The sequence below is a fragment of the Streptomyces sp. NPDC104831 genome, from assembly GCF_055583025.1.
Map to the genome: position 1 here is coordinate 1 of NZ_JBVJOT010000072.1, position 13133 is coordinate 13133.

7 protein-coding genes are annotated in these 13133 nt (G+C 72.7%); 4 read left to right on the forward strand and 3 right to left on the reverse strand.

Annotated elements, in window-relative coordinates; all coding sequences use genetic code 11:
- Positions 1-374: 374 nt before the first annotated feature.
- Together ACZ63H_RS33740 and ACZ63H_RS33745 are read right to left on the reverse strand one after the other, a co-directional pair.
- Positions 375-3266, reverse strand: a complete 2892-nt coding sequence (locus ACZ63H_RS33740; RefSeq protein WP_469871677.1) for a SpaA isopeptide-forming pilin-related protein — start codon at positions 3264-3266, stop codon at positions 375-377.
- A 248-nt stretch (positions 3267-3514) separates the two neighbouring features.
- On the reverse strand, positions 3515-4159 hold the full coding sequence (locus tag ACZ63H_RS33745; RefSeq protein ID WP_469871679.1) for a dihydrofolate reductase family protein: 645 nt from the start codon (positions 4157-4159) through the stop codon (positions 3515-3517).
- Between the two features lie 572 nt (positions 4160-4731).
- Here ACZ63H_RS33745 and ACZ63H_RS33750 point away from each other — a divergent pair.
- The 4 genes from ACZ63H_RS33750 to ACZ63H_RS33765 all read left to right on the forward strand — a co-directional run bounded on the left by ACZ63H_RS33750 (position 4732) and on the right by ACZ63H_RS33765 (position 12241).
- Complete coding sequence (locus ACZ63H_RS33750) at positions 4732-8874, forward strand: SpoIIE family protein phosphatase (protein WP_469871729.1); 4143 nt, start codon at positions 4732-4734, stop codon at positions 8872-8874.
- Positions 8871-9182 carry an STAS domain-containing protein gene (locus tag ACZ63H_RS33755; protein ID WP_469871681.1) on the forward strand — a complete coding sequence of 104 codons (312 nt, stop codon included), beginning with the start codon at positions 8871-8873 and terminating at the stop codon, positions 9180-9182. The genes ACZ63H_RS33750 and ACZ63H_RS33755 overlap by 4 nt, the downstream gene beginning before the upstream one ends.
- 64 nt (positions 9183-9246) lie before the next feature.
- Positions 9247-9651, forward strand: coding sequence for an STAS domain-containing protein (locus tag ACZ63H_RS33760; protein ID WP_469871683.1), 405 nt, complete (start codon positions 9247-9249; stop codon positions 9649-9651).
- A 382-nt stretch (positions 9652-10033) separates the two neighbouring features.
- Positions 10034-12241 (forward strand): SpoIIE family protein phosphatase, encoded by a 2208-nt coding sequence (locus tag ACZ63H_RS33765; protein WP_469871685.1) that lies wholly within the window; start codon positions 10034-10036, stop codon positions 12239-12241.
- A 297-nt stretch (positions 12242-12538) separates the two neighbouring features.
- On the opposite strand, the gene ACZ63H_RS33770 is transcribed toward ACZ63H_RS33765, so the two are convergent.
- Positions 12539-12970, reverse strand: a complete 432-nt coding sequence (locus ACZ63H_RS33770) for an SgcJ/EcaC family oxidoreductase (RefSeq protein WP_469871687.1) — start codon at positions 12968-12970, stop codon at positions 12539-12541.
- Between the last annotated feature and the right edge of the window lie 163 nt (positions 12971-13133).

Here is a 13133-nt window from a genome sequence, read left to right on the forward strand (position 1 = left end):
GTCTCCACCCTCCGCGTCCACGCGATCCCCGGCCAGGAGAACGCCGCCGAGGTCCAGTGGTCCGGCCGCTTCAACCCCGACGGCGCCACCGAGGAAGAAGTCGTCGACCTCTTCACCGGCATCTACCGCGACGGCCTCGACGCCCTCCACGAAACCCTCACCGCCTGAGGCCCCCTTGACGACCACGGCCTTCACCGGGCCGCAGTCCGGGGGGAAGCCGACACGGGTGGTGCCCGGCGCCGCGGCGGCGGGCCCGGTACGGGCGGCGGGGGCCACGGGGTGCGAAAGGACCGGAACACGGCCGCCGGCCGCGGGGACGGATGCCCCGCGGCCGGCGGTTTCCGGCGGCGCCGGAGGTGGTGCCCAACGCGCCGTTACTCGTCTCCGTACTCCTTGCCGGAATCGCCGTCGCCGTCCGGGGCTCCGCAGCCGTTGCCGGAGCCGCCGTGGCCACCGGAGTGCCCGTAGCCGTCGCCGTAGCCGTGGTCGCCGGGCCGGCAGCGCTTGTTGCCCAGCCGGACGGTGATGCCGTCCTCGGCGTTCTCCTCGGTCAGCTCGTGCGGTCCGCTGACCGGGTTGCCGGGCAGCTCGTAGCCCTCGGGCACCGCGACCTCGCGCACGTAGTACTCACCGAGCGAAAGGCCGTCGAAGGTGCAGTCGCCCCGGGCGTCGGTCGTGCACCTCTGACCGATGCGGGTGTCGGGGTGGGCGCCGGAGGTCTGCAGCCCGGCCACCGCGTTGGTCTCCTTCCACAGCTCGAAGACCGCGCCCGCGAGGGGCTTGCCGTTCCCGGCGTCGGTCTTCTCGACCTTGAGGGAGCCCTCGGTGCCGGGTTCCTCGGTCCGGATGTTCTCGGCGGTGACCTGTACGCCGTCGTCCGCGTTGGCCTCGGTCAGGACCAGGGGGCCGAAGACGTTCTGGTCGGGGAGGTCGTAGCCCGCGGGGGCCGTGGTCTCGCGCCAGTAGTAGGTGCCGGGTGCGACCGTGCGTGTGCACAGGCCCGCCGTGCCGGTGGTGCAGGTGCCGCCGACCTGGGTGTCGGGGTCGGCGCCGCCGGTCTGGAGGCCGGGTGTGCCGTTGGTCTCCTTCCACAGCTGGAAAACGGCGCCCGCGAGCGGGTTGCCGGTCCTGGCGTCGGTCTTCTCGACGCGGACCTGACCGGTGACCGGCTGGGGTTCCTCGGTCCGGGTGTCCTCGGCGGTGACCTGTACGCCGTCGTCCGCGTTGGCCTCGGTCAGGACCAGGGGGCCGAAGACGTTCGGGTTCGGCAGGTCGTAGCCCTCGGGGGCCGTGGTCTCGCGCCAGTAGTAGGTGCCCGGTGCGACCGTGCGCGCGCACACGCCGTCCGTGCCGGTGGTGCAGGTGCCGCCGACGCGGGTGTCGGGGTCGGCGCCGCCGGTCTGGAGGCCGGGTGTGCCGTTGGTCTCCTCCCACAGCTCGAACACCGCGCCGTCCAGCGGCTCTCCGGTCACGGCGTCGGTCTTGTCGACGCGCACCTCGCCGGTGACCGGCTGCGGTTCCTCGCTCGGGGTGTTCTCGGCGGTGGTCTGGACGCCGTCGTCGGCGTTGGCCTCGGTGAGGGTCAGGGGGCCGAAGACGTTCGGGTCGGGGAGGTCGTAGCCGTCGGGGGCGGCGGTCTCGCGCCAGTAGTACGTGCCGGTCTCCACCGTCCGTGCGCACAGGCCGTTCGCGTCGGTGGTGCACACCCCGCCGACCTGGCTGTCGGGGTCGGTGCCCGCGGTCTGGAGGCCGGGCGTCCCGTTGGTCTCCTCCCACAGCTCGAACTTGGCGCCCGCCAGGGGATCGCCCGTCACGGCGTCCGTCTTCTCGACGCGGACCTCGCCGGTGACCGGCTGCGGCTCCTCGCTCGGGGTGTTCTCGGCGGTGACCTGTACGCCGTCGTCCGCGTTGGCCTCGGTCAGCACCACGGGGCCGAAGACGTTCGGGTTCGGCAGGTCGTAGCCGTCGGGGGCGGCGGTCTCGCGCCAGTAGTACGTGCCCGTCTCCACCGTGCGCGCGCAGACGCCGTCCGTGCCGGTGGTGCAGGTGTCACCGACCTGGGTGTCGGGGTCGGCGCCGCCGGTCTGGAGGCCGGGTGTGCCGTTGGTCTCCTCCCACAGCTCGAACTCCGCGCCGGCGAGGGGAGCACCGGTCTCGGCGTCGGTCTTCTCGACGCGGACCTCGCCGGTGACCGGCTGCGGCTCGCCGCCGCAGTCCGGCAGGTCGCCGTTGAACGGGTACGAGTGGAACTCGACGCCCGTCTGGGCGCTGGTGTGGGTCAGGGAACCGGTGGTGAGGAAGCGGCCGTCCATCCCGGGCAGCGACACCGTGGTCATGGACGCCTGCTGGCCGACCAGGACACTGCCCTGGAACTGGCCCGAGCCGGTCAGGTTCACCGAGGTGGCGTCCGGGAAGTTCCACAGCAGGCGTTCGCGGTAGGCGTTGAACGGGTCGGTCGCGTCGTCGATACCGCCGCTGTAGGTGTTGATCACCCGGTTGGCGCCGACGATGTTGACCAGGACCGTCGCGTCGTCCGGGATGTTCGCGAAGGCGATCCCCTGCTGACCCCCGCCGGGGCCGGTCAGGTCGAAGTCGACGTTGAACACCTGGATCGCGGAGGTGCCGTCGCCCGTGAACAGCGTCTGGTAGCCCTGGTTCACCGCCGTACCCGTGGCCGGCCGGGCAGCCCCGTCCACGCGGGCGTAGCACTGGCTCGCGGCGGTGAGCTGGTCGCGCAGCGGCACGTACGGCTGTGCGGCGTCCGGGTCGTGGACGAGGGTGGCCTCCACCGTGCCGGTCACCGTGCCGGCGTACCGGACGACCCCGCCCTCGGCGAGCAGCCGCTGCCCGGGGGCGACGGTGATGTCGCCGCCGGTGGTCAGGAAGTCCGCGCCGTCGGGCGGGGGCACCCGCGAGCCGACCCCGACGATGCCGACGTTGTAGACGGCGCTGCCGGCGGTGTCCTTGGCCATGTCGAAGTCGTCCAGGACGACGACCCGGCCCTCCGCCTCCGCGGCCCTGCCACGGACGAGGAAGTCGTTGCCGACGAAGATGTTGATGCCGTTGTCCCGGCCGGCGAAGGGGCCGTTGTTGATGCCCGGGAACGGGTCCGGGCAGTCGCCCGGGACGCAGGGGCCGAGCCCGCCCGGCAGCGGGGCGGCCTGGGCCTGGCCGGCCCCCACGCCGATGATCAGGGCAGGGGCCAGCCCCGCCACGAGTGCGCAGGCCAGCCCGGCCCGGCCCAGTCTGGGCCGGAGAGCAGCCACACGGTGTCCAATGGAATGCATGCCGACAGGCTTCGCCGCCGGGACCCGCGGGGCGGTGACGACATTCCCGGATCGGACGGCTGTCACGCGGACGGCCCGCACACGTTCGGCCCGTTGGACGCGACATCCGCGCCCGCCGGGTGTACCCGCACCGCGGGGACCCGCCGCCCCCGGGGAGACGACGGCGCCCGCCGGGGCGGTGCGCCTCCTGGCGGACGGACCCCGGCCGCCAGGAGGCTCGCGTGGCGCTACCTTCGCCAGAACAGGTGGTGGGCGACCCCGCTCGGGCTGGGCACCACCTCCAGGTGGTACCGGTCGCGTAGTTCGTGGGGGGACTCCCAGAGCCGCAGTCCGGATCCGAGTTCGATCGGCGAGACCGCGACGTGCAGGGTGTCGACGAGCCCGGCGTCGAGGAACCGGCGGATGGTGGTGACCCCGCCACCGAGCCGGACGTCCTTGCCCTGTGCCGCTTCCCGCGCCCGCCGCAGGACCGTGGCCGGGGCGCCGCCGACGAAGTGGAACGTGGTGTCACCGAGCGTGAACGACGGGCGTTCGTGGTGGGTCATGACGAACACCGGCGTGCGGAACGGGGGTTCCTGCCCCCACCAGCCGCGCCACTCGTGGTCCTGCCAAGGTCCCCGTTGGGGCCCGAACTTGTTGCGGCCCATGATCTCGGCTCCGATGTTCCGGGCGAAGTCCCGGGTGAAGTAGTCGTCCAGACCCCGGCTCCCGCCGGGATCGGTGCGCATGGGCCAGCTCGCCGTCGCCCCGGCCCAGGCGAACAGCCTCTCGGGACGGTCGTGCCCGAACGGCCTTTCGAGAGTCTGGTGCTCGCCGGCACCGATCCCGTCGCTCGAGACGTTGAAGTTCATGACTCTGAGAAGTTGATCCACGTGTGCCTCGTCGGGTTCCGTCGCGTCATCGTGCGGCGGGCGCCGCACATCCTGATGTCGAACGGGACGGAGCCGGATCGACAGCCGTCCGCGGCTTTTTCCGGTCCGTCGGTGAGCGGGGGCGTCGGCGGGGCGGTGACGGCGGGCGCGGACGGCCCCGATGCGGCCGAGGACGACATCACCGGCTGCGCAGATGAGCATTATCGTGCCCGATTGAGTGCTCCATCCTCCCCGGCCGGGTCGCCGTTCGGTCCGCCCGTGCCGGCACCGGCCCGCACCCCCTGGACTATCCTGTGAGGCCGCGGCCACCCGCCGGGCAGCCCCGGACCTGTGGTGCCGCATCATGTGTCCGGCGCTTTCGGAGCAGCCGCCCGGTGCGGGAGAATCCGACGGTCGTGCGAGCGTGGACGTGGCGATCGTCGGCATCGGACGGCGATTCCGGGGCATACAGGCATGGGTGTGCGCGGTCACCGGGACGATCGCGAGGGTGGTTCGGCTGAAGTCATGGCCACAGCGGTGGGCCTGCGTGAGGGAAAGGGTGTCGCGTGGCACGTTCCGACGGGATCGAACACATGCCGTCGACAGCGGCTGGCGACGTGTTCGCGGCCGATCGCGAGATCGGCAGGGACCTGGCCGGGGTGGACTGGGCCTCGACGCCCCTCGGGCCGCCCGAGGGCTGGCCGCAGAGCCTGCGGACCACGGTCAGCATCCTCCTGTCCTCCCGGTTCCCCATGTGGATGGCATGGGGCGAGCGGCTGACCTTCTTCTGCAACGCGGCCTACCGGCGCGACACGCTCGGTCGCAAGTACCCCTGGGCGCTCGGGCGCCCCGCGAACGAGGTGTGGGCGGAGATCTGGGACGACATCGGGCCGCGCGTCGACGCCGTCCTCCGCACCGGTGAGGCCACATGGGACGAGGGACTGCTGCTGTTCCTGGAGCGGTCCGGCTACAGCGAGGAGACGTACCACACGTTCTCCTACAGCCCGCTGCGGGACGACGCGGGCGACGTGGTGGGCATGCTGTGCGTGGTCAGCGAGGACACCGAGCGGGTGATCGGGGAACGGCGGATGTCCACGCTGCGGGACCTGGGCTCGGATCCGAGCGTGATCCGGACCGAGCAGGAGGTGCTGGCCTTCGCCGACCGGCAGCTGGCCAGCAACGGGCGAGACCTTCCCTTCACCCTGACCTACCTGTTCGACGGCGACACCGCCCGGCTGGCCGGTGCGACCGGCGTCCCCGAGGGGCACCCGGCCGCTCCCCCCGTCCTCCCGGCCGACGGCCCGGACGCTCCGTGGCCGGTAGCGGCCCTGCTCAGGGGTGAAACGGCCCTGGTGCCGCTCGCCGGTGGAACCTTCACCGGCCTGCCCGCCGGCGACTGGCCGGAACCGCCCACGCAGGCGCTCGTGGTGCCGCTGCTCCAGCAGGGCAGCGCGCCGTACGGCTTCCTCGTGGCCGCCCTCAACCGGTACCGCACCCTGGACCCGGGATACCAGGGCTTCATCGAGCTGACCGCGGGACACATCGCGTCCGGCATCGGCAGCGCCCGCAGCTACGAGGCGCAGCAACGCCGGGCCGAGGAACTGGCCGAGCTGGACCGCGCCAAGACGGCGTTCTTCTCCAACATCAGCCACGAGTTCCGCACCCCGCTCACCCTGATCATGGGACCGGTCGAGGAACTGAGGACCAGGCTCGGCGAGGCCGACGAGCAGGTGCGACAGGAACTCGACCTCATCCGTCGCAACAGCCTGCGCCTGGGCAAGCTGGTCAACACGCTGCTCGACTTCTCCCGCATCGAGGCCGGGCGGATGCAGGCCCGTTACGAACCGGTCGACCTCGCCTTGGTGACCGCGGAACTGGCCAGCGTCTTCCGCTCGGCCGTCGAGAAGGCCCGACTCGCCTTCGACGTCGACTGCCCGGCCCTGGACGAGCCGGTGTACATCGATCGCGGCATGTGGGAGAAAGTCGTCCTCAACCTGCTCAGCAACGCCCTGAAGTTCACCTTCGACGGTGCCATCCGGGTCAGCGTGCGCCGGGACGGCGCGCACGCGGTGGTCACCGTTGCCGACAGCGGCATCGGTGTGCCGGAGGCGGAGATGCCGCGCCTGTTCGAGCGGTTCCACCGCATCGAGAACGCCCGCTCCCGATCGAACGAGGGCAGCGGCATCGGCCTCGCTCTCGTCCGCGAGCTGGTCGGACTGCACGGTGGCGTGATCACGGCCGAGAGCACCGAGGGCGCGGGGACCACCTTCACCGTCAAGGTGCCGTTCGGCACCGCGCACCTCCCCGCCGGGTCCGTGGTCGACGCGGCGGGCAGCCCCGTGGCCTCCGCCACCGCCGACCCCTACGTCCAGGAAGCCCTGCGCTGGTTGCCGGGCGGCGACATGGGCACCGCGGCCGCGAGCCCCGTGGCGGAGACCGAGGTGGAGGCCGCGCCGGCCGGTGGTGCAGGCGCCGTCAGCGCCCGGGTGCTGGTGGCCGACGACAACGCCGACATGCGGGAGTACCTCACCCGCATCCTGGTCTCGGCGGGATACGAGGTCGCCACCGTCGGCGACGGCGTCGAAGCGCTCCACTCCGTCCGCCGCGACTCGCCGGACCTCGTCGTCAGCGACGTGATGATGCCCCGGCTCGACGGCCTCGGACTGGTGGCGCGGCTGCGCGGTGACGCGCGTACGGCCTCGGTGCCCGTCCTGCTGCTGTCCGCCCGGGCCGGGCAGGAGGCGTCCATCGAAGGGCTGCGGGCGGGCGCGGACGACTATCTGGTCAAGCCGTTCGCCGCCGCCGAGCTGCTGGCCCGGGTCCGCGCGAACATAGAGCTGGCCCGGCTGCGCGGTCACCACCTGCGCTGGCGGACGGCGCTCGTCGACTCGCTTCAGGAGGCGTTCTTCGTCTGCGACGAGTCGGGAGCCGTGGTGGAGATCAACACCGCGTTCACCGACATCCTCGGCTACGGCCCCGAAGACCTCCCGTACACCCCGGTCCACCCGTGGTGGCCGGACCCGGCCACCGACCCCGAGGCGCACCGGCAGGTGGAGGAGGCCTTCGCCGGGCTGTTGCGCAACGGGCAGGGCACGTACACGATCCCCGTCACCCACCGGGACGGTCACCGGCTGTGGGTGGCCGTCACCTACAACGCGGCCCAGGATCCCGACACCGGACGCCAGGTGACCGTCGGCACCTTCCGGGACGTCACCGCGGAGCACTACGCCGTCCAGCGCGAGAGCGCCCTGGCCGCCCTGAGCACCTCCCTGTCCGAGGCCGCGAGCCTGTCCGAGGCCCTGTCCGGCGCCCTGACCGTGCTGAAGACCCTATGGCGCGCGCGGAGCGTGGTCGCCGCCCTGTTCGGGCCCGGTGACCTCCCCGACCTCACGGCCACGGAAGCGGACCTGGGCTGGGCGGACCTCCCCCCGGAGCGTCGGGACGCAGTCGCCGCGCTGCCCCACCGGCCACCGCTCACCCCGGTGGCGGGGGACACCGGTGCCGGCGTCCTGCTGGAGCACCCCGACGGCCCGCTGGCCCTGTGGATCGACCTGGGCGAGTACCGGCCGTTCACCCCGGAGGACCAGCTGCTGCTGTCGCTGCTGGCCGGGCACCTCGCGCAGGGCCTGGTCCGGGCCCACCAGATCGACCAGCAGCGGGAAACCGCGATCGCGCTGCAACGCGCCATCCTGGGTCCGGCCCAGCTCCCCGAAGGCTTCGCCGTCCGCTACGAGCCCGCCACCCGCCCGCTGGAGGTGGGCGGCGACTGGTACGACACCGTCACCCTGCCGGACGGGCGGATCGGCATCGTCGTCGGCGACTGCGTCGGACGGGGCCTGGAGGCGGCCAGCGTCATGGGGCAGTTGCGCAGTGCCTGCCGGGCGCTGATGCTGCAGGACCCCAGCCCGTCCCGGACGCTGATGGCCCTCGACCAGTTCGCCGCGAGCGTGGCGGGCGCCCTGTGCACCACCGTGTTCTGCGGTGTCCTGGACCCGGGCAGCGGTGAACTCACCTACTCCAGTGCCGGACACCCGCCCGGCATCATCGCGCACCCCGACGGCAGCACCGCACTGCTGGAGGAGGGGCGGTCGCTGCCCCTCGCCGTACGGCCGGGCAGGCAGCGACCGGAAGCCGCGTGCACCCTCCCCCCGCGCGCCACGCTGCTGCTGTACACGGACGGTCTCGTCGAACGCCGCCGTCGCCCGCTCAGCATCGGGATAGTCGAGGCGAGCGAGGCCGTGCAGGCGGGCCGCGACGTACCCGTCGACGACCTCGCCAGTGAAGTGATGTCGCGACTGGCGCCGGTCGGCGGCTACGACGACGACGTGGCGTTGCTCCTCTACCGTCATCCGGCGCCGCTGGAGATGTCGTTCCCCGCCGAGTCGTCGCAGCTCGCGCCGGTGCGCAAGGCGTTGCGCAGCTGGCTGGACCGGTGCGACCTCTCTTCCAACGCGATCCAGAACGTTCTCGTGGCCGCCGGGGAGGCGTGCGCCAACGCGATCGAGCACGGGCACCGGCACTCCCCGGGGGAGGTCGTGCGGCTGCGCGCCGAGGCACTCGTCGACAACCTGCGTCTGACGGTCGCCGACAGCGGCCGGTGGAAGACCCCCCAGCCCGAGCTCAACGCCCACCGGGGGCGGGGGGTGGCCCTCATGCGGGCCATGATGCAGCAGGTGACCATCACCCCCGGTCCGTCGGGCACCACCGTCGACATGCAGATGAGGATCGCCTCATGACCACGCCCCTCACCCTCACCCCCGGCCGGGGCCCGGACGGCACCGCGCGCCTCGCGGTCAGCGGCGAGATCGACATGAGCAACGCCGGTTCCCTGGCCGAGGCCCTGGACGGCGGTTCCGGCCCGCTCGTGCTGGACCTGACGGGGGTGGAGTACCTCGACAGCGCCGGGCTGAGCGTGCTCTTCGCCCACGCCGACCGGCTGCAGCTCATCGTCACGCCGCTGCTCGAACCCGTCCTCGCCGTCTCGGGTCTCGACGGCCTGGCCACCGTGCGGGGCCCCGGCCCGGACGACGGGCCCGCGGCGTGAGCGGTGCCACGGCGAACCCGCGGCTTCGTCCGCGACCAGTGACCGAGCCCTCCGCCCAGGAGTGATGACCAACGTGACCGACACCCTTCACGTGACCGTCCAGTACACCGGCGACCGCGGCGCCGTCCTCAGCGTCGCGGGCGACGTGGACCTGCATACGGCGTCCATGCTGCGCGAACGGGCCGCGGCCGTCGTGGGAGAAGGAGTCCCGCACCTCGTCGTGGACCTGGCCCAGGTCGACTTCGTCGACTCCACCGGCCTCAGCGCCCTCATCAGCCTCCTGCACACGGCGCAGAAGGCAGACGGATCCGTCCGTCTGGCGGCGGTCCCCGACCGTCTCGTCCGCATGGTCAACATGACCGGCATATCCCAGCTGCTGCCTGTTCATGCCACGGTGGCCGACGCACTCGCCGGCCGGGCCGTGGACGACACGGCCCGGGGAGCCGGCGACATCGGCACGGTCCGCTGATGTCGCCGCGCACGCCGGGACAGGCCGGCTGAGCCGTCGGGGCACCGACGGTCGTCTGTCGGTCCTGCCGGTCCTCGACCAGCGCGACGTCGCGTCCCTGGCCCCACATCGCCGACGCGGCGCGCCGACGGCCGCCCGGCGCACCCGTGCACCTCCAAGTGCTCCACCGGCTTTCACCGGCCGGGGCAGTTGGATGAGGCACAGGGCGCCGGAGCGAGCATTCGTTCGTTTCGGGAGGCTTGCACCGGGCCATCCCGGAGAATACGACCCTGATGAGGCATCGATTGATGTCGTACGAGACGATGATCTGCCTGGCGCTGGCGGCAGGCTGTTTGGCGAGGGTGACGAGATGGCAGTGGGGCGCGAACGGTCGACGAGAAAGGTGACTCGTTCCCAGCCGGCGCGCGACACGGACGAGGACCTGTCGTCGTTGTTCGGCACGTCGACCGCGCTGTTCGCCTCCATGACGGGACCGGATCATGTGCTGGAGGCGGCGAACCCGGCCTTCTTCGAGGCGATCGGAGGCGGGCGGCGCGAACGCACCGGCGTCCCGCTGGCCGAGCTCATGCCGGAGCTGACCGCCCAGGGGTACATCGCCCTGCTGGACCAGGTGTACCGGACGGGCGGGCGGCACGTCGGCCGTGACGCCCGTGTCCTCATCGGCATGGCCGACGGAGCGCGCGAGGCCTACTTCGACTTCACCTACGAGGCCCGCCACGACGCCAACGGCGAGGTCATCGGCGTGCGGATGATCGGAGTGGAGACCACCCAGGTCAGACACGCCCGGCGGCTGGCCGCCGAGCAACGCGCGCTGCTGGAGCAGATCGCCCGGCGGGCGCCCCTGACGGACGTCCTGGACGGCATGTGCAGGACGATCGAGGAACTGTCCCCCGACGTGCTCGTCTCCGTACTGCTGGCCGACGAGGAGGGCCGGCACCTGCATCACGGCGCGGCTCCCAGCCTGCCCGACTTCTACAACGAGGCCATCGACGGTATCGCCATAGGCGAAGGCGTCGGCTCGTGCGGCACCGCCGCGCACCGGCGCCGGAACGTGAGCGTCAGCGACATCACCGCCGACCCCCTGTGGACCGATTTCCGCGACCTGGCCCGGCAGGCCGGGCTCGCCGCCTGCTGGTCGACACCGATCCTCAACCGGGACGGCCGGTTGCTGGGCACCTTCGCCATGTACCACCGGGTCCCGCGCGCCCCTCAGGACGCCGACCTGGCGCTGACCCGCGTCTTCGCCGACACGGCCGCCCTCGCCATCGAGCGTCACCGCGTGGAACAGGCCCGGCTGGCGGCCGACGCACGGGAGAAGGCGGCCCGCGACGACCTGTCCTTCCTGCTGGCCGCCAGCACCGCCCTGGCCGGCCGGCTGGACGAGAGGCAGACGCTCCAGCGGCTGGCCGCTCTGGCCGGCTCCGCCCTGGCGCCGCTGGCCGCGGTCGACATCCTGGAGACCGGACGCGTGCACCGGGTGGCGACCGCCGCGCCGACCGAGGAGGCACGGAGCCTGCTGGCCTCCCACCGCCCCGCGCGCGACGCCGAGGACGACCCCGTCGCGCGCGTTCTGGCCTCCGGCCTGACCGAAGTGGCCCATCGCACCCCGACCGGCCCGGGCCCCTGGGACGCCCTCGGCGTCACCGGCTACGTCTGCGTCCCCCTCCTGGACCGCGGGCGGCCGTTCGGCGCGCTGACCCTGCTGTCCACCGGCGGGCGCCGCTTCGACGGCCACCGGGTCGCCCTCGCGGAGGAACTCGCCCGGCGAGCCGCCTCGGCCGCCCGCAACGCACGCCAGTACGCCCAGCGCGCCGCGCTCGCCCGTGACCTGCAGACGGGCCTCCTGCTGCCCGACCTGCCCGAGGTCCCCGGAGCACAGCTCGCGGCCTTCTACCACCCGGCCGGCGAAGGGCTCGAGATCGGCGGCGACTTCTACGACGTCTTCGCCCGCGGGGACGGAAGCTGGTCCTTCGTCCTCGGCGACGTCTGCGGACGCGGGGCCATGGCCGCCACCACGACCGCGCTGGTCCGCCACACCGCCCGAGCCGTCGCCCCGCTCCTCCACGACCCCGTCGACGTCGTCAAGGCCGTCGACAAGGCCCTGAACGACCGGTACGCCCACGCGAACAACGGCTTCGTGACCCTCGTCTACGGCCACCTCACGCCGGCCGCCGACGGCCTCGCCGTCCAGCTCGTCCGGGCCGGCCACACGCTGCCCCTGCTGCTGGACGGCGACCACGTGGTGGACACGGTCGACGCGTCCGGAGGACTGCTCGGCATCAACATCGCGCCCAGGCTCGCCGCCCGCCACTTCACCCTCCGCCCCGGGGAGAGCCTGTTCCTCTACACCGACGGTCTCACCGAGTGCCGGACCGACGGAAGCGAACAATACGGCGACGCACGCCTGGCCAAGGCGCTGGCCTCCGTGCCGAGACGGCCGACCGCGGCGGAGATCGTCGAAACGGTGGCCGCGGACGTCTGCGGCTTCGTCGACGACAGACACGTGGAGGACGACCAGGCCGCCCTGGTCATCACCGCCGACGAACCGGCGCCGTGCCGGGACACCCCGAACGGCGGCACACGGTCCTGACGCCTCCGCCCCGACCCGGCCCGCCGACGTCGACAGCGGGGGCCGCAAGGCCGCCCCACGGCCCGGCCCCGGCCCCGGCGGCGGCGCACCAGCCCTGCCCCCCGGTCCACCGCGCGCGGCGCGTTCTCGGGCCGGCCCCCGCCCGGAACGATCCCGGCCACCGGACGCGTCGCGGCCCGCGCGCACGCCTCGGGGAACGGGACGGCAACCCTCGAAGCGGCCCGGTTCGGTGTGGGCGGCGTGCCCGCCGAGGACGGCCACACCCGCCCACCGTCCGCGTGGACACCTGAGACAGCGTCACACGGTCCGCGGGTCGACGGCCATGTTGTGGCCGGCCACGATGTGCCAGCCGTCCGCCTGGTTCGCGATCACGTACAGCGTCGCTCCCCGCGGGCCGTCGACAGGGCCTCCGGTGCTGTCGGTGGGCGTCTGCGCCACGTTCACCGCGATCACGTCGGGGGTTATCTCCAGCAGCTTGACCACGTCGTACCGGGCGAAGGAATCGCCGAGGAAGCTCTTCATCGCCACGGTGCTGAACTCGGTGATCTCTTCCCTGCCGTCAAGGCGCCTGCCCCTCGCGTTGGTCCAAGAGGCGTGTTCGGCGAACCGCTCGCCCAGGGCGACCGGGTCCTTCTCGTTGAAAGCTCTCTCCAGGCCCTTCAGCACGTCCGTCACCGCGGCCCGGACCTCCGGTGAAACCGTGCCCACTACAAGAATGTCGCTCGTCATGACGGCGTCCTCTCCGAATCGCTCAGGCGGCGGCTGCGATCACCGCCGTCACTCACCCAACAACCTCGATCAAAGTTGAGGTCAAGGGGGGGGGGGGGGGGGGGGGGGAACCCCCCCCCCACTTCACCGGCGCCTCCCCCCCTTTTCGGCCCCCCAAACCAAG